The sequence below is a fragment of the Ruegeria sp. G12 genome, from assembly GCF_056533565.1.
The window spans coordinates 203,255-220,389 of sequence record NZ_JBQFOO010000003.1 but is presented as its reverse complement, the minus strand read 5'-3'; the positions used below and the strand labels follow the sequence as shown (position 1 = coordinate 220,389).

Annotated in this window: 18 protein-coding genes; 10 read left to right on the top strand and 8 right to left on the bottom strand. The window is 61.6% G+C overall.

The window, feature by feature from the left end; translation table 11 throughout:
• Window positions 1-13 precede the first annotated feature (13 nt).
• Both ACR0JN_RS08810 and ACR0JN_RS08805 read right to left on the bottom strand, forming a co-directional pair.
• Window positions 14-664, bottom strand: a complete 651-nt coding sequence (locus ACR0JN_RS08810) for a ChrR family anti-sigma-E factor (protein WP_480815735.1) — start codon at window positions 662-664, stop codon at window positions 14-16.
• 10 nt (window positions 665-674) lie between these two features.
• Window positions 675-1,331 (bottom strand): sigma-70 family RNA polymerase sigma factor, encoded by a 657-nt coding sequence (locus tag ACR0JN_RS08805; RefSeq protein WP_480885491.1) that lies wholly within the window; start codon window positions 1,329-1,331, stop codon window positions 675-677.
• 148 nt (window positions 1,332-1,479) lie between these two features.
• Between ACR0JN_RS08805 and ACR0JN_RS08800 the strand changes: the two genes are divergently transcribed.
• From ACR0JN_RS08800 to ACR0JN_RS08780, 5 genes are all read left to right on the top strand, one after another.
• Window positions 1,480-2,334 (top strand): DUF1365 domain-containing protein, encoded by an 855-nt coding sequence (locus ACR0JN_RS08800; RefSeq protein ID WP_480885195.1) that lies wholly within the window; start codon window positions 1,480-1,482, stop codon window positions 2,332-2,334.
• Window positions 2,335-2,337: 3 nt separating this feature from the next.
• Entirely contained in the window at window positions 2,338-2,655 is a 318-nt protein-coding gene (locus tag ACR0JN_RS08795; protein ID WP_480815737.1) for a DUF3775 domain-containing protein, read from the top strand.
• A gap of 181 nt (window positions 2,656-2,836) precedes the next feature.
• Window positions 2,837-3,064, top strand: a complete 228-nt coding sequence (locus ACR0JN_RS08790) for a DUF1127 domain-containing protein (RefSeq protein ID WP_480815738.1) — start codon at window positions 2,837-2,839, stop codon at window positions 3,062-3,064.
• A gap of 49 nt (window positions 3,065-3,113) precedes the next feature.
• A complete protein-coding gene (locus tag ACR0JN_RS08785) occupies window positions 3,114-3,317 on the top strand; it encodes a hypothetical protein (RefSeq protein WP_480815739.1) in 204 nt (67 codons plus the stop codon).
• A gap of 169 nt (window positions 3,318-3,486) precedes the next feature.
• Window positions 3,487-4,569, top strand: a complete 1,083-nt coding sequence (locus ACR0JN_RS08780) for a tetratricopeptide repeat protein (RefSeq protein WP_480885194.1) — start codon at window positions 3,487-3,489, stop codon at window positions 4,567-4,569.
• A gap of 30 nt (window positions 4,570-4,599) precedes the next feature.
• On the opposite strand, the gene ACR0JN_RS08775 is transcribed toward ACR0JN_RS08780, so the two are convergent.
• Genes ACR0JN_RS08775 through ACR0JN_RS08760 form a run of 4 tightly spaced genes read right to left on the bottom strand, consistent with a single transcriptional unit; the run spans window position 4,600 to window position 8,092 of the window.
• Window positions 4,600-5,742 carry a saccharopine dehydrogenase C-terminal domain-containing protein gene (locus ACR0JN_RS08775; RefSeq protein ID WP_480885193.1) on the bottom strand — a complete coding sequence of 381 codons (1,143 nt, stop codon included), beginning with the start codon at window positions 5,740-5,742 and terminating at the stop codon, window positions 4,600-4,602.
• Window positions 5,743-5,745: 3 nt separating this feature from the next.
• A complete protein-coding gene (locus tag ACR0JN_RS08770) occupies window positions 5,746-6,801 on the bottom strand; it encodes a saccharopine dehydrogenase (protein WP_480885192.1) in 1,056 nt (351 codons plus the stop codon).
• A 15-nt stretch (window positions 6,802-6,816) separates the two neighbouring features.
• Window positions 6,817-7,431 carry a glutathione S-transferase family protein gene (locus ACR0JN_RS08765; protein ID WP_480885191.1) on the bottom strand — a complete coding sequence of 205 codons (615 nt, stop codon included), beginning with the start codon at window positions 7,429-7,431 and terminating at the stop codon, window positions 6,817-6,819.
• 10 nt (window positions 7,432-7,441) lie between these two features.
• On the bottom strand, window positions 7,442-8,092 hold the full coding sequence (locus ACR0JN_RS08760; RefSeq protein ID WP_480885190.1) for a histidine phosphatase family protein: 651 nt from the start codon (window positions 8,090-8,092) through the stop codon (window positions 7,442-7,444).
• A 147-nt stretch (window positions 8,093-8,239) separates the two neighbouring features.
• On the opposite strand from ACR0JN_RS08760, the gene ACR0JN_RS08755 reads away from it, so the two are divergent.
• From ACR0JN_RS08755 to gcvP, 4 genes are all read left to right on the top strand, one after another.
• Window positions 8,240-9,424 carry a Zn-dependent hydrolase gene (locus ACR0JN_RS08755; protein WP_480885189.1) on the top strand — a complete coding sequence of 395 codons (1,185 nt, stop codon included), beginning with the start codon at window positions 8,240-8,242 and terminating at the stop codon, window positions 9,422-9,424.
• A 299-nt stretch (window positions 9,425-9,723) separates the two neighbouring features.
• Window positions 9,724-10,818 carry a glycine cleavage system aminomethyltransferase GcvT gene (gene gcvT / locus ACR0JN_RS08750; protein ID WP_480885188.1) on the top strand — a complete coding sequence of 365 codons (1,095 nt, stop codon included), beginning with the start codon at window positions 9,724-9,726 and terminating at the stop codon, window positions 10,816-10,818.
• A 17-nt stretch (window positions 10,819-10,835) separates the two neighbouring features.
• Window positions 10,836-11,201 (top strand): glycine cleavage system protein GcvH, encoded by a 366-nt coding sequence (gene gcvH, locus ACR0JN_RS08745; RefSeq protein ID WP_480815747.1) that lies wholly within the window; start codon window positions 10,836-10,838, stop codon window positions 11,199-11,201.
• Window positions 11,202-11,376: 175 nt separating this feature from the next.
• Window positions 11,377-14,232: an aminomethyl-transferring glycine dehydrogenase gene (gcvP, locus tag ACR0JN_RS08740; RefSeq protein ID WP_480885187.1), complete on the top strand. Its 2,856-nt coding sequence runs from the start codon at window positions 11,377-11,379 to the stop codon at window positions 14,230-14,232.
• A 32-nt stretch (window positions 14,233-14,264) separates the two neighbouring features.
• Here the strand turns inward: gcvP and ACR0JN_RS08735 are convergent, their stop codons facing one another.
• Window positions 14,265-15,533, bottom strand: coding sequence for a cytochrome-c peroxidase (locus tag ACR0JN_RS08735; protein WP_480885186.1), 1,269 nt, complete (start codon window positions 15,531-15,533; stop codon window positions 14,265-14,267).
• Window positions 15,534-15,548: 15 nt separating this feature from the next.
• Between ACR0JN_RS08735 and ACR0JN_RS08730 the strand changes: the two genes are divergently transcribed.
• Window positions 15,549-16,019: a tetratricopeptide repeat protein gene (locus ACR0JN_RS08730; protein WP_480885185.1), complete on the top strand. Its 471-nt coding sequence runs from the start codon at window positions 15,549-15,551 to the stop codon at window positions 16,017-16,019.
• Window positions 16,020-16,049: 30 nt separating this feature from the next.
• On the opposite strand, the gene ACR0JN_RS08725 is transcribed toward ACR0JN_RS08730, so the two are convergent.
• Window positions 16,050-17,111 carry a TRAP transporter substrate-binding protein gene (locus ACR0JN_RS08725; protein WP_480885184.1) on the bottom strand — a complete coding sequence of 354 codons (1,062 nt, stop codon included), beginning with the start codon at window positions 17,109-17,111 and terminating at the stop codon, window positions 16,050-16,052.
• Window positions 17,112-17,135 lie beyond the last annotated feature (24 nt).

Genomic DNA, 17,135 nt, shown 5'->3' with positions numbered 1-17,135 from the left:
GCGTGCGAGCCCGTCAGATTCGCAGAAAAGGCTGGAACAGGCGCGGCATCAGTTTGTTGAATTTCAGCGGCGCGTCGGTGACGGCCAGACAGATGCAATCGCCCGACATATCCGCCGTGGGGGTGTGATGCAGGTCTTCATCGGCAATCTCGACATCGCCGCGGGCGAAGTGATCGACCTCATCCGAGAACGCGCCCTGCAGAACCATCGTCAATTCCGTGCCGTTGTGGCTGTGATCAGGGACAGCGACGCCGGCGGGAATCAAAAGCAACCGCGCCGTCGCCTCTTTCGAGGTCGGCAGGATCGCCTGTTTCACGCCCATGCCGATGGGTTTCCAGCGGATATCCTCGACGGTTCCGCCCACATAATCCTGCAGCGGGGTCGGCAAGACGGTGCAGCCCGGGCGCGCGGGTTTGGGGGTCGGTGCGCCCTGCGCGATCAGGGCCATCGTGGCCGCCAAAGACGTGTCGCTCATATCGACGGTATCGGCCTGTTCTTCCAGTACGTGGCCACCCACGGCGTCAAAGCTTTCAGCCCTTGCGCGGCAGTGGTCGCACAGCGACAGGTGGGTGGCGACCATCAGGTCGAACGCCTCGGGCAGGCTGCCCGCAGCATAGGCCATCAGCAGGTCGTCCGTCAGGTGATGTTTGATCGTCTCGCTCATTTCCATCATCTCAGTTCATCGCATGGCGCAAGCGGTCCAGCGCCAGCCGTATTCGTGATTTGATCGTCCCCAGCGGCAGCCCGGTTTCAGACGCGATTTCCCGGTGACTCAGGTCGCCGAAATACGCCTTGTCGATCAGTTCTCTCTGCGCCTCGGGCAGGGCCAGAATGGCACTGCGCAGCTGCGCGGTTTCCTGTTGCAGCGCGATCACGTCGTCCTGTTCCGGCTCTGCCTCGGGGCCCCAGCCCAATTCTTCGGGCTCGGGGCGGCGTTGCTTGCGCAGGACGTCGATGCGCTTGTTCCGAGCGATGGTGAACACCCATGTGGCCACCGTTGCCCGTGCCGGATCGAACAGATGGGCCTTGTGCCATAAGGTCGCCATCACCTCTTGCGCGCATTCTTCGGCCATCGTGGCGTCTGATCCCGATTTGATCAGGAACGCCTTGATACGCGGCGCGAAGTGCTGGAACAGCTCGGCAAAGGCCGCCTGATCCTGCGCGTCCCGGATGCGCCTGACATGGTCCACCCACTCGGTTCTGGTGCCGCAACTGTGTTTCGTTCCGTTCACCGGCTTTCCCTTGATGCGTTTCTGTGCGCGCCAAGGCTGAGGGGCGGCCCGTTCAGCCGCAGGTTCGTCCAAGGTCACGGAGTCGATCTCGGTAAACATAACCACTTTACGCGGGCCGACCCAAGCCGGATCACTTTGTCGGGACAAATAAATCCAATCCGCGCTAATTTTCGTATCATTGTGTAGAATGGTTTGCGGAAAAGATCGCCGTTTGAACAGTTTACGGCGCAGCGGGAAGTTCGGCGGAATGAAGCATATCGACCATGTTGCGGGTCACACCTATCACGGGCGCAAAGGCGCTATTCAGAACGCGTTTCGCTATTCGGTCGACTATATCCTGCTGGACCCCGAGGCTGACCCGGCAACGCCCGCGCTGTTTTCCATCGACCGGGCGAACATCACCAACTGGCGCACCCGCGATCACGGCGGCGAGCCCGGTCAGGGCAGTGGGGCTTCGTGGCTGCGCGCGCGGTTTGACGAAATGGGCGTCACCCAGCCCGCCCGCATTCTGCTGCTGACCCAACCGCGCGTGCTGGGCCATGTGTTTAACCCGGTCAGTTTCTGGTTCTGTTTCGATGACAGCGATCAGCTTTACACCGTGGTGGCCGAGGTCACCAACACCTACGGCACCCGCCACAGCTATCTGTGCCACAAACCCGGTTTTGCAGCCATCGGACCCTCGGACCGGGTGGTGGCCGACAAGCTGATGCATGTCTCTCCGTTCCAGAAGATCGAGGGCGAGTACACGTTTCGCTTCGATTTCCGCCCTGACCGAGTCGGCGTCTGGATCGACTATGGCCGCGACAAGGGCGGCCTGATCGCCACGCTGACCGGGCCACGCCAGCCTTTGACCAACCGCGTGATCCTGTGGTCGCTGCTGCGCCGCCCGTTCGGGGCCCGCCGGACGTTCGCGCTGATCGTCTGGCAAGCGCTGAAACTGTGGGTCAAAAAAGCCACCTTCCGCCCGTTCCGCAAGGCCCCAGTGCCGGACCACCCCGTATCGCGGGTGCGCACATTGCCTGCGCCGGTTTGCGTAAGATCAAAGACTCTGTCGCCTGAGGATGGTTCAGATAACCTCAGAACCGCGAATACGAGGAGCTGAAACATGTTGGAAATTTCGGCAAGAAAAGTCGCCCAGGTTGCCATGATGGGCCGCGAACTGAACCGGGCCGAGGGCGAACTGCGTGCTTTCATCGACCGTATGGGCGAGGATCAGCAGGCCGAACTGGTTGCCATCATGTGGATCGGGCGCGAAAGCTTTTTCGCGGAAGATCTGGCCGAGGCCATCGCCACCGCCAAGTCCGAGGCCTCGACCCCCTGTGCCGACTATCTGATCGGCACGCCGCATCTGTCGGACCATCTGGAAAACGGTCTGGATGCGCTTGGGATTTCGGCCGAGGATGTTGAAAACGATCTGATGTAAGGGCCAAGGCCCAAAGGACATCTGCAAATCTCTGACCCTGCCGAAGCGGCAAGGTCAGCCCGCGCTTTCTCCGGAACTGGAACCTTAAGAAACCTTAATGAGCCGCTTTGGTCTCGTTAAGGCGGGGTTCCTTTATTGAATGTCAGAACGACAGCGCAACCAAGTTTCGGAGGAGAAAGACATGGCCTATACACACACAGCAGAAGCCCGTACCGGTCTTTTTGACGGTCTGTTCGCCAGATATGCCGACACCAAGGTCGAGCATTTTCGTCGCCGGATTTATTCCAAAACCGTGCGGGATCTGGAGCAGCTCAGCGACCAGCAACTGATGGATATCGGTGTGGCGCGGGACGAGATCAAACAGCGCGCCTATGACAGCGTCTATCACGACAAACCCTACCAGCAGTGACCGGGCGCCCAACGCGACCTGACCCAACATTCAACGTGAGGTTCCTGACATGTTTGACGTGATCCCACCCGCCAACGCGCCCGCCCCGACCGCCAGCGCCCTGCTGCTGTTCGACCGCGCGATGCGCATCCGCGCCATCAGCTCGGACATTGTCCGCGCCGCCCAGTATCTGGACGGCCTGAGCGACACCCAACTGGCCGAACTGGGCATAAACCGCAGCGATATCGAGGATACGATCCAGCGATATTCCTGAAACCCCGCAATGGGAAACCAAGGATGAGGCGAAGATGCCCAAGGCAGAGCAATGAAAGCCATTCCAGCAAATCTGGGATGGCTTTTTTCTCGGTTGATCGCCTTGAGGTGCGCGCGAATCCATGAGACGTAATGTGCCCAAAGGTTGAATTGAGCAAATTGGGCAGACATTGAAACAAGCGCGTATTGTAAGGCTGCTGGCGGCGGCTTTGATTTTGGCCGCGGCTGGTCTTTTGTATCACCAGCAGCAGCGAAAAGCGGAGATTGCCGAATTGATCCCCGGTTGTGGTCGACCCGAGGCCGATCCCGAAGCCGCCATCCGCGACTGTACGGAACTTTTGACGGTCTCTGGCCACAGTTCAGAGGACCTGTCGGCGATCCACCGGTTCCGCGGGCGGGCGCATGTGAAGCTCAAGGATTTCGCGACGGCGCTGGCTGATTTCGAACACGCCGCACTCGCCAATCCAAACGATTGCCGTGTGTGGCAGTGGAAAAGTGGTGTTCTGGACGATCTCAATGAGTTTCAGGCGGCGCTTGACGCGATAGAGAACGCCTATCAGCTGTGCCCGTTGTCGAATTATGCAGTCAAACAGCGCTTCCGCCTATTGCAGAAACTTGATCGACGCAATGAGGCGGAGGTTTTCCTTACAGGTCTTGTAGAAAAATACCGTTCAGCAGAGGGTGAAAATCGGGTTCCGCGTTTGAGAAAACTTGGCCAGTTGCTGTTGGATCTGGATCAGCATGCATTGGCTGCAGAAGGTTACAAGACGGCTTTGCTAACGGATTTGACCCATCAGGAAACGTTTCAGAAGTTCTTTGAGGCGTGCACAGGTGCCGGCTCAGACTGTCTGCCTCTGTTCCCGGAAAGGCGCGGTGGCTATCCGGAGCTAAGCTGCGAAAACGCGATCACGCAGTGGGCTGAGCTTTTCCCTAAATTCGTAGAGAGAGTTCTATCCGACTCGGGCTTTGCGACGTTGCATGATTTCTTTCAGAAAGGCGGACTGCGAGCCCAGGTTCTGTTCCAAGCGGGCTACGTGGGGACCGCGGGCATTGTTTCCGCAGGCTTCCCATCCGAATACTCGGCGCAATTCATTGTGGAAGATCGCGTCTTCGAATGCGTTAATGGAGGGAAGTTCGTTTTCCCTGACGGCATGGTGGATGAGGAGGAACTTAGATTCTCGAACGAAAACTTGTTCAGCCCACAGGTCCGTGGAAACCTCCGCGATCTGGCACATGCCGCGTTGAACCAGTAGCGGCGCCCCGTTTACAGGGACGCCCAATGATCAGACCATATGATCCACCACCTGCAAATGCTGCGCCAGTTTTCCGATCTCGCCCATCCACTCCTGCACCAGTTTCGGATCGCTGGGGGCGGCGTGGACGCCTGCGGGGATGCCGCGGTTCAGGACGGCCTCAACCGCCAGTGATACCGGCACCGACACCAGACGCGCCATGGCAGTGCCGCGCGCGTCGCCCCAGGCATCCATGACATAGGTTTTGTGCCAGACCGGGATGCCGTCGCGCTCGGCTTTCAGGCCCACGCACAGGACCACGCGGTCGGGCTCGCCCTCGTCATAGGCGTTTTCTGCCCAGAACTGATCTGACATTTCTTTCAGGCGGGCATCGCCTTCGGGGCCGGACAGCGTTTCGATTTCGGTAAACACGTCCGACCATGCGTCAGCCCACCCGTTCAGGCGCAGGGTGCCGCGGACGAATTCCTTGACGGTCCAGTGATCCTCGAACTGGTATTCGGACATGAAGGGCAGCGAGTCGCGGTTGGGATAGACCTCGAAGCTTTCCGGCTTGGGCAGCGGTGCTGTGTAGCTGGTTATCGCGTCCCACGGGCGGGCGACGTCCAGCGGGGCGTAGTCGCGGATGGATTTCGACGGTGAGCGCAGCGCCTTGAGCACGCCCAGCGGAGACCAGCTGAACTTGTAGCGGAACGGGTTGGGGTTCTTGGGGATGCCGCCGCAATACGAGATGAAGCTTAGGTGGTTTTGCGCGTCGAACGCGTCTGACGCGCGGTAGTCGGCGACCAGAGCATGGGCCATCAGGTGGTCGATGCCGGGGTCCAGCCCGACCTCGTTGACCAGCGCCACGCCAGCCGCGCGCGCGGCAGCGTCCAGCGCGCGCATTTCGGGGGCGATGTAGGATGATGATACGAAATTGGCCTGTTTCGAGATCGCCAGTTCCGCCAAAGGCACATGCCAGTCGCCGGGCAGCATCGAGACGATGTCGTCGCCCTTTGCCAGCGCCGCGCCCAGAGCGTCGATGTCGAAGGCGTGGATGTCGTCGGTCAGGTCTCCGACCTCGGCGCGGGCCTTGTCGATGGTCCGGTTCCAGACGGTGACATCATGCCCGCCCTCGATCAGGCGGCGCAGGCCGGGGATGGCGGACAGGCCGGTGCCGCACCAGTGAATGGTCATCGCTCAGATCCCTCTCATATGGGCGTTATAGGTTGCCTCTGCCCGGCCCCAGACGCCGCTGTCCGGATCGGTCAGGGTCAGCAAGGACGGCAGCAGTTGCGCGGCATAGTCTTCCGAACTTTCCACCGGCAGCATCGAAGGCAGGTTGTCGATGGCCATGACATCCATCACCGGATCAGTCGCGACACGCAGGGCGGGCGCATCCCATGTGGTTGCGCGGTCATAGACGGGCACCGGGTTGTAATCGCTATCTGGGTCGCAGGCCACGTCGCCGATGGCGGTCAGGGTGCGCGGGGCGGTCAAAGCCTCGCGCGGGACAAAGACGGGCGTGCCGGGGCGGGCGAAGATGCAGTTCAGGAACAGATTGTGGGTCAGGATTTCGGGAAACGGCCCGCCGCTGGCGGTTTCGGCCATGTCCCATTTGGTGACGTCAACGCCCATCGCCTGACACAGATCGGCGGCCCCCGTGCCGACGCGACCCAAGGCTCCGATGACGATGGCGGTCGGGCGGTCTGCGCCGGTGGCGTCAAGCTCGGCCCGAAGTTCGGCATTCAGCGCGTCCTGACTGGGGTAGACGCCAACCGGAGGACATTGCGCGCCCCGCTGCTGCGCGGCCCATGTCTTGAGCGTCACCGCAGCCCCCGCATACCCGGCCCAATAGCCAAAGGCGGCGACCCGGCGGCCCTCTTCGTCCACCAGATATTCCAGATCATAGAGTGTGCCGCCCCCGGCCTTGAACCGTTGCAGCAGCGCGCGGCCAGAATGTTGGCCTTTGAACGCATGGCCGAACATGATGTGGCGATGGGGCAGGGGCGTGCCATCCTCGGGCAGTTCCTTGAGGCCGAAGATGATCGCGTCCAGCGGGGCCTCGGGCCAGCTGTTCTCGGCCGCGATCTCACAACCTGCGTCCCGGTAGCCGTCAATCGGAATGGCGCGGACATGGCTTTCTTCGACCGTCACCCGCAGACCTGCCGCGATCAGCGCGGCGGCCCCTTCGGGGGTCAGCCCGACCCGTTCCTCGTTCTGGCGCTGCTCGGCCCGGACCCAGAGATGTGTCATGTGTTTTCCTTTACGTCAGAGCATTCCGGCGGCACGCACCGCCTGAACCGAAGCCCGCGCCTCCATCGCGTCGCGGAAGGCGATGATCTTGGGGAAGGCAGAGACATCGACGCCGTCGCCTTCCAGCCAACTGCAGACGACGTACAGGTAAGCATCGGCCAGCGAGAACGCCTCACCCAGTACAAATGGTCCGCGCAGACCGTTGGATACGATATAGCTGCAGCAGGCGGTCATCGTCTCGGTCACTTTTCCGGCCATGTCCTGGCAACTGGCTTCCTTGTCCGCCCAGCGGGCTCCGCGCATCTTGTGGGCGTGGTTCACATGCATGGTCGAGGCGAGGTAATACATCACCTCGCGCATCCGTGCCGCCATCACCGGATCATCGGGCACCAGCCCGGCCTGCGGGGCAAGTGTTGCGATGTAATCCAGCAACGCTCCGGTTTCGGTCAGGATGCCCCCGTCCACCACCAGTGCCGGAACCCGGCCCTTGGGGTTGATCTGCCTATAGGCGGGCCGGGTCTGTTCACCGCCGGCAAAGTCCAGCTTGATGGCCTCATAGTCCAGCCCGGCCTCTTCCAGTGCAATCGCCACGGCGACCGAGATCGTGCGGGGGGCGTAATACAGCTGCATCAAGGCCTCCTTACAAGTGGGTTTGGGCGAACTGCCGGTCGGGTGCCTCCAGATGGGGCACCGCGTTGAACAGAACCGGGCTTAGCTGCGGGCCAATCGGGTGCAGACGATGCATCGACGTGTTCATGATGGCAAGCGCCACCCGCGCCATCGACGGGATGTCCAGCCCCATGGCCTGCCGCACCACCATCGAGATCAGGCCGCCCGAGGTGACGATGATCGCAGGCCCGCCCTCGGTGCCGATGTCGCGCAGGGCGTCGGACACGCGGGTTTCGAATTCAGCGAAGGTTTCCGGCGTGTTTTCGATCTCGCCCCGCGACCAGGCGGCAAAGGTTTTGGGCAGATGTTCGACAAAGCCCTCGCGGTCGGTGGGCACGACCTCGCCATGCTGATCTTCGAACAGTTTGGCGAGGTTGAAATACTCGATCTCGTTCAGTCTTGCGTCCTGTATCGGATCGGGCAGGCCCATGCTGGCGGCGGTTTCGATATGCCGCTGCAGGGTGCCGCAATAGACGCGCGCGTAGTGGCGCTGGGTATCGCGCAGATGCGCCCCCAGCCAGCGCGCCTGTTGATGCCCCAGCGCGCTGAGCTTGTCATAGTCGTTTTCGTCCCGCGCGGCGGTGTTGGCCTGTCCGTGACGGACCAGTGTGATGTGTGACATGGCGTTCCTCTTGGGCCGAAGTCTTAGGGCAGGTTTCGGGCCGGGGCCAGAGGGGTTTGCCCGGTCGCGTCAATATTCACCGCAAGGCGCTTGCGCAGCTACGCGTCGCGGCTATGGTCTGCACATCCGGCAAACAGAGGGTAAGCGATGGCGATTGATGAGAAACGGTTTTTGGCCGATCTGCACAAGCTGCGCAGCTTCGGGGCGTCTGGCGTGGGCAAGGGCGTGGTACGCCCGGCCTATTCCGAGGCAGATATCGCCGCGCGCCGCTGGCTGGCCGGACGGATGAAGGAGGCCGGGCTGCAGCCCCATTTCGACCCGGTTGGCAACCTGTTCGGTCTGGCGCAAGGGCGGTCCCTGCTGATGGGCTCGCATTCCGACAGTCAGCCCGAGGGCGGCTGGCTGGATGGCGCGTTGGGCGTGATCGCAGCGCTGGAAGTGGCGCGCGCCAGCGACCGGCCCATATCGGTCGTCAGCTTTGAGGACGAAGAAGGCCGGTTCGGTGTTACCACGGGCTCGGCGATCTGGTCGGGCGGGCTGCCCTTGTCCAAGGCTGATACGCTGACCGATTATGCGGGTATGACGCTGGCGGCGGCGCGCGCCTCGATGCGGGATTTGAGGCAGGATTTCGTCGATTCCGGTCAATTCACCGGCTTCATCGAGATGCATATCGAACAGGGCCCGGCCCTGGATACCGAAGGCGACGTGATTGGCGTTGTGACCGATATCGTCGGCATCCGGGATATGGTGATTAGCTTTGAAGGCCAGCAGAACCACGCCGGAACCACGCCGATGCATCTGCGCCGCGATGCGTTTCAGGCCCTGTCGCTGTTCAACGCTCAGATCAATACCCGGTTCCAGAACGTCGTGACGCCCCAGACCGTATGGACCGTCGGACATGTGGACCTGCATCCCAACGCCTCGTCCATTGTGCCGGGCCGCGTCCGGTTTTCGATGCAGTGGCGGGATGGTGAAGGCGACCGTCTGCGGCGGATGGAGCAGATCATCCGCGACACCGCGCAGGAGGTCGCAGACGGCATGGGCCTGACGCTCAGTTTCGGCCAGATGCTGGGGCTGGAGCCCGTCAGCATGGATCCCGCCCTGCGCGCCGCGCTGGAAACCGGCGCGCAGGCGGTTGCACCCGGCAAGTGGCGCACGATGCCTTCAGGCGCGCTGCATGATGCCACCAACGTCTCGCGCCTGATGCCGGTGGCGATGCTGTTTGTCCCCTCGATCAACGGAATCAGTCACAATTTCGCCGAGGATACGGCCGAAGAGGACCTGATCACCGGCCTCCATGCGCTGAATCATGCCGTGTCGTCGCTGGGCTGATCCACGCAATAAGACACAGCGAAAATACAAATTTCCCAACAGATTGCCTTGGGATAAGCGAGGCTTGCGTGGTGGGACTCGGGCGGTTTGGTGCGCTCGACCTGCTGCGAATTAAGGAGTGTTGCCTAACGGAAAAAAGTTTCCTATAGGAACATTGCTGATGCATACACCCGTATGCAGGCCTGCCGTGGCGACAGTGAAATGCCGAAAATTTAGGCTGAATCGTTGCAATCTAAGCGGCTTGGGTCAGACTGACGGGTATGCGTTCCGACCATTAGATACAAAGGAAGGTATCCGCCATGACCGACGTTAGACGCACGCCCTTGTACGACTTGCATGTTGAGTTGGGTGGTAAGATGGTTGATTTTGCTGGGTGGGAGATGCCCGTTCAGTATCCTTTGGGGATCATGGGTGAACACAAGCAGTGCCGCGAGAAGGCGGCGGTGTTTGACGTCAGCCATATGGGTCAGGTGATCCTGCAGGGTGAGAATGTGGGCGAGAAGCTAGAAGCGCTGTGCCCGCAGGCCTATGCGACCCTGAAAGAGGGCAAGGCGCGCTACGGTTTCTTCACCAATGCCGAAGGCGGCATAATGGATGACCTGATCGTGTCGAACGCAGGCGATCATTACTTCGTGGTGGTCAACGCGGCGCTGCGCCATCAGGACATTCCGCACATGCAGGCCAATCTGGACGGCGTCGAAGTGACCGAGATTTTCGACCGTGCGCTGGTGGCGGTGCAGGGCCCCAAGGCCGAAGACGTTGTGGGCGATCTGTGCCCGGCTGCGCGGGACCTGAAATTCATGGAAACCACGGTGTCGGATATCAACGGCGTGGAATGCCGCATCTCGCGGCTGGGCTACACGGGCGAGGATGGTTATGAGATTTCCATCCCCGAAGACAAAGCCATCGAGATCACCAAGGCCTTCCTGGCGCATGACGATTGCGAACCCGCAGGCCTCGGCGCGCGCGACAGCCTGCGGCTGGAGGCGGGCCTGTGCCTCTATGGCAATGACATCGACCAGAGCACCTCTCCGATTGAAGCCAGCCTCGGCTGGGCAATCCAGAAGCGCCGCAAGGAAGAGGGTGGCTTTCCGGGGGCCGAGCGCATCCAGAAGGAACTGGCCGAAGGCCCCGCGCGCAAACTGGTCGGCATCAAGCCCGAGGGGCGCGCGCCTGCGCGGCAAGGCGTGGAAATCCAGAACACGGATGGCGCGACAATCGGCCAGATCACCTCGGGCGGGTTCGGCCCCACCGTCGGCGGCCCTGTTGCGATGGGCTATGTCGCCACCGCGCACAGCACGCCGGGCGAGGTGGTGGACCTGATCATCCGGGGCAAGCCGCAACCGGCTGAGGTTGTGGCACTGCCCTTCGTAACCCAGAATTACAAGCGTTGAAGTCAGGAGAGAGACATATGGCAACCTATTATTCCGAAGAGCACGAATGGCTGACTGTTGACGGCGACACAGCCACACTGGGCATCACCAAACACGCTGCTGAGCAGCTGGGCGATGTGGTCTTTGTCGAGCAGCAGGAAGCGGGCGACGAGTTTGAAAAAGACGGCGAGATCGGCGTGATCGAATCCGTCAAGGCGGCCTCGGAGCTCTATGCCCCGGTCGATGGAGAGATCATCGAGGTCAATGAGACACTGGCCGACAATCCCGGCGCGCTGAACGAAGACCCCGAAGGCGAGGCGTGGATCTACAAGATCAAGATCGCCGACGCGTCGCAGCTGGAAGATCTGATGGACGAGGCCGGCTACAAGGCGTTCATCGGCTAAACCCAAACGGTGGGCCCCTTCGCGGGATCCACCCTTCATTCGGGGCTTCTGATTTGGGGCTCCGCCCGTTCGGGCCTGAAACTGTCCCCCGGACAGTTTCCAAGACGGCCCTTACTCCCCGCCGGAGGCTCCCGCAGTCTCCGCCGGGTCTGACCTATCCGTGAGGAGCGCAACGATGGCTTTCAAACTGACCGACTACGAAGCCTATGACTTCGCCAACCGCCGCCATATCGGGCCCAGCCCGACCGAGATGCGCGATATGCTCAAGGTGATCGGCTTCAAGACGCTGGACGAACTCATTGACGCCACCGTGCCGCCCGCGATCAGACAAAAGGAGGCGCTGGACTGGGGTCCGGCGATGACCGAGCGTGACGCTCTGTTCCATATGAAAGAGGTGGCGAGCAAGAACAAGGTTCTGACCTCGCTGATCGGTCAGGGCTATTACGGCACCACCACACCTGCGCCGATCCTGCGCAACATTTTGGAAAACCCGGCCTGGTACACCGCCTATACGCCTTACCAACCCGAAATCAGCCAGGGCCGTCTTGAGGCGCTGTTGAACTTCCAGACCATGGTCAGCGACTTGACCGGGCTGGACGTGGCCAACGCGTCCTTGCTGGACGAAGCCACAGCGGCGGCCGAAGCCATGGCGATGGCCAAGCGTGGCGGTCGGTCCAAGGCCAACAACGCGGCCTTCTTTGTTGATAAGAACTGCCACCCGCAGACCATCGCGGTCATTAAGACGCGCGCCGAGCCTCTGGGCATCGACGTGCAGGTGGGTGATCCCGACAGCCTCGACGCAGGCGCAGTTTTTGGAGCGATCTTCCAATACCCGGGCACCCATGGTCACGTGCGCGATTTCACCGCCGAGATTGCGGCGCTGCATGAACACAAAGCCATCGCCATTGTCGCTGCCGACATCCTGTCGCTGGCGCTGCTGAAATCCCCTGGTGAGATGGGCGCGGATATCGCCATCGGCTCGACCCAGCGCTTTGGCGTGCCCATGGGCTATGGTGGCCCGCACGCCGCTTACATGGCCACCACCGACAAGCTGAAGCGGGCGATGCCGGGCCGGATCATCGGTGTTTCCATCGACAGCCGAGGCAACAAGGCCTACCGCCTCGCCCTGCAAACCCGCGAGCAGCATATCCGCCGCGAAAAGGCGAACTCGAACGTCTGCACCGCGCAGGCGCTGCTGGCCGTGATTGCCTCGATGTATGCCGTGTACCACGGCCCCGACGGCATCAAGGCCATCGCGCAATCGGTGCACCGCAAGACCTCGCGCATGGCCGCCGGGTTGGAAGAGGCGGGCTTTGCCGTGGAACCGGAAGTGTTCTTCGACACCATCACGGTTGAGGTTGGTCATCTGCAGAAGACGGTCATGGAGGCCGCCGTGGCCCGTGGTGTGAACCTGCGCAAGGTGGGTGACACGAAGGTTGGCATCAGCCTCGACGAACAGACCCGGCCCGAGACCATCGAGGCCGTCTGGGGGGCCTTTGGCATCGACCGCAAGGATGACAGCTCGAACGTGGCCTACCGCCTGCCGGATTACGCGCTGCGCGAAAGCGCATATCTGACCCACGAGATCTTTCACAAGAACCGGGCCGAGGCTGAGATCACCCGCTATATGCGTCGTCTGGCCGACCGCGATCTGGCGCTGGACCGGGCGATGATCCCGCTGGGCTCGTGCACCATGAAGCTGAACGCTACGATCGAGATGATCCCGGTCACTTGGCCCGAATTCGGCAATCTGCACCCGTTCTGCCCCGAAGATCAGGCGCAGGGCTATCACGAGATGATTGCCGATCTGAACGACAAGCTTTGCCAGATCACCGGCTATGACGCGATCTCCCAGCAGCCCAACTCGGGCGCGCAGGGCGAATATGCGGGCCTGCTGACCATCCGCAACTATCACTTCGCCCGTGGCGAAGGGCACCGCAATGTCTGCCTGATCCCAACTTCGGCGCACGGGACCAACCCGGCCTCGGCGCAGATGGTGGGCTGGCAGGTGGTGCCGGTGCAATCGGATGAGAACGGCAATATCGACCTGAATGACTTCCGCGCCAAGGCCGAGAAGCATTCGGATCATCTGGCCGGCTGTATGATCACCTACCCCTCGACCCATGGCGTGTTCGAGACCACGGTGCAAGAGGTCTGCCAGATCACCCATGATCACGGCGGTCAGGTCTATATCGACGGTGCCAACATGAACGCCATGGTCGGCCTGTCGCGCCCCGGAGACATCGGCGGCGATGTCAGCCACCTGAACCTGCACAAGACCTTCTGCATCCCCCATGGCGGCGGCGGCCCCGGCATGGGCCCGATCGGCGTCAAGGCGCATCTTGAGGAATACCTGCCCGGCCACCCGGAATACGGTACCGCCGTGGGTCCGGTCTCGGCAGCGCCCTTTGGCTCGCCGTCGATCCTGCCGGTCAGCTGGGCTTATGTGCTGCTGATGGGTGGCGCGGGTCTGACGCAGGCGACCAAAGTGGCGATCCTGAACGCCAACTACATCGCGGCGCGTCTGCAGGATGCCTATCCGATCCTCTATACCTCCGAATCTGGCCGTGTGGCGCATGAATGCATCCTCGACACCCGTCCCTTGGACGCCGAGGCGCATGTGACCGTCGATGATGTCGCCAAACGTCTGGTCGATTCAGGCTTCCATGCTCCGACGATGAGCTGGCCAGTAGCCGGTACCCTGATGGTCGAACCCACCGAGTCTGAACCTATGGCTGAGCTGGACCGTTTCTGTGACGCCATGCTCTCGATCCGGGCCGAAGCGCAGGACATCATCGACGGCAAGATCGATGCGGAAAACAACCCGCTGAAAAACGCCCCCCACACGGTGCGCGATCTGGTCGGCGACTGGGACCGCCCTTATACCCGCGAACAGGCCTGCTTCCCGCCGGGCTCCATGGGTGTCGACAAATACTGGTCGCCGGTCAACCGCGTCGACAACGCATATGGCGACCGAAACCTCGTCTGCACATGCCCGCCCATGTCGGAATATGAAGAGGCTGCAGAGTAATCTAAAAACCCCGCCAAGCGCGGGGTTTTTTCTTAAGGTTCGAACCCTTCGGGCACGCCGAAGGGCGGCGATTCAACGCTGGTGCCCGATAGGGCGTTCATAAACGCAACTAGGGCGTCGATTTCAGCATCTGACAGGTCCATCGGCGCAATGTCGATCCTGCGCCGATGACGCTCCATTTCGAACCGGTCGTCCCATACCACGAAATCCGCCTTTTGCAGCCATGGCACATTGGGCAGCGCCGCCATGTCGCGGGTCCAGCGCGACAGGCTGCGTTCTGGGTTCAGGTGATGGCGGATCATCGCGTTCAGATCGGGGAAGGCCCCGTTATGGCCATAAGGCGCGGTCAGAGCCACGTTGCGCAGCATCGGGGTGCGGAAGCGATAGGCGTCCTTTAGCCGGTTGCTTTCGCCCATGCGACCCACGTCGCGCACATAAGGGTCCCATTGCCGGGTGCGGCCCGGACCGAACGGGGGCAGGGCCAGAGCGTGGAACTTCTGATCCGACATCAGCGGGCCGGAATGGCACGCGGCGCAGTTGGCCTTGCCGTAGAACAGGTTCATGCCGTCTTTCTGGGTTGGCGTCAGCGCCTTGGCATCGCCCGCAAGGTAGCGATCAAACGGGCTATCGGTGCTGCGCCACTCGATCGCCATGAACGCGGCCAGAGCGTTGGCGATCTGGGTGATAGTGATATCCTCGGTCGTCTCAACCCCTTCGAATGCTTGGACCATCGCGGGGCCGTAGCGCGGATCGGTGCGGACGCGCTTGGCGAGGATGGGCCAGCCCAGATCAATCCGGTCAGCAACGGCGCCGGTCACCTGATTTTCGCCGACATTTCCGGCCATCTCGAATTGCGATGTCAGAGGGAACAACGCCTGTGCCGCCAGCAGGGAATTCAGCCCCTCGGGCAGCCATTCCTGCGCCGGAGAGTTGAACCCATTGCCGTAGACGTCCGAGATACTCAGGCGGCCATCGTGGAAAAGGGTATGAAGGTCGCGCGCGCCAAGGTTCCACAGACCCGGCGAATTGCGCGGGATGCGTTTGCGGATTTTATTGGCACCTACCCCCGGTGTGCGCTCCGGCCCCAGACCCTGACCGCCCTCGCCGATGCCCAGCGACAACCCGTCCGAGGTGCCGAAATCCGGATGGTGGCAATGGGCGCAGGCGATGTTTTGGTTGCCCGACAGGATCGGGTCGTAAAACAGTTGATGACCGATGGCGGCCTGTTCCCTATCAAAGGGGATAAAGTCATCATCGGTCAGCGGACGCGGCAGGTCCTGCGCCGCCGCTGCCCCGGCCAAGAGGAAGAAAACCCCATGCGCCAGCTTGTATTTGCCATTTGTCTGCTTGCCACACCGGCGCTGGCCGAACTGGAACAAGCGCGCGATCTGATGGAGGCCGGGGAATTTGAGGCCGCGCGCGAGGAACTGATGCCAGCGGCACGATCCGGCAATGCCGAGGCCGAAGAGTTGATCGGCGTGATGTACGGGTTGGGTCTGGGGGTTGACCAAGACCATGAGCGCGCATTCGAATGGTATCTGCGTGCCTCGCTGAAGGGGCATCCGGGCGCGCAGTCCGGGATCGGCTGGTACTATGAACTGGGTCTGGGCATGCCCGCGCCCGATCTGGTGCGCGCCTATATGTGGTATACGCTCAGCGCCATTGGTGGCGATCCCGATGCGGCGATCAGCCTTGAGGAAGTGGTCAAGAAGATGACGCCGGAGCAGATCGAAAGGGCGCATGTTCTGGTCAACGACTACAAAGGGTGGATGTACCCGTTTCGGTAAGGGCCGGACGCATCGCCCGGCCCTGTTCGCTTAGTTCAGGTCCGCATCGCGCGACGCGTTCACGTCTGCCTCTGCCGCCGCAACGGCCTCGGTCAGAGCGGTAAACACTTCGTCCCCGCGCGCCACGTTGGACTGGAACCAGTCATAGACCGGGGTTGCGGCCTCTTTGAACGCAGCTTTCTGGTCGGGTGTCGGCACATAGAGGTCACCGCCACCGGCAACGAAATCCTCATAAGCCTGGATCGACTTGCGCTTGGGCGAGGCAAAAGTCGCCTGCTGCAGCGCATAGAACCCGTCGACCACGACGCGGCGCAGATCCTCGGGCATCTCCTGGAACTTGGCGTTGTTCATCCACCATAGCGCGCCCATATAGGCGTGGCCGTCCAGAGTAACATATTGCAGACCCGCATCCGGGAATTTCATGCCCATGATGTCGGTGATGCCGTTCTTGGACCCTTCAACAACTCCGGTCTGGAAGCTGGTGAACAGTTCCGGCCATGGGATCGGGGTCGGCGAGGCACCCAGCGCCTTGACCAGTTCCTGCGGCAGGTCGGCGACCACGGTGCGGATTTTCAGGCCTTCCATATCCGCAGGCTCGGCCACCCGGCGCTGCGTGTTGGCGAAGTTGCGCCAGCCGCCGGTGTTGCCGATGGTCATCAGACGGATCGCGCCACCGGAATCCTCCAAAGCCATGTCGCGCATCGTGCGGGTGAAGTCACCGGACAGCACATGCTCGGCAATCCGGTCGTCCGCCATCAGGTAAGGCAAGTCCAGCACCTGCACATAAGGGAAGATGCCCGAGGCCCCGCCCGAGGTCGAGATATAGATGTCGATCGTGCCATCGGCTACGCCTTGAAGGCATTCCGCGCCGTTCGAACACAGCTGCGTTCCGATGAACAGTTCCACCTCAATCGCGCCGTTCGATGCGGCCTCGACATAGTTCTTGAAGACGATCAGGCCGTCATAGTCCTCATCGTTTTCATTCGAATTGGCGGTGGCGCGCAACGTGTAGTCGGCGGCTGTGGCGGCCATGGCGGACGCGGCCACCAGCGATGTGGCAACCGCTGCGGTTTTGATGAAATCTCTGAGCATGCGTTTCCTCCCTGTGATACTCAG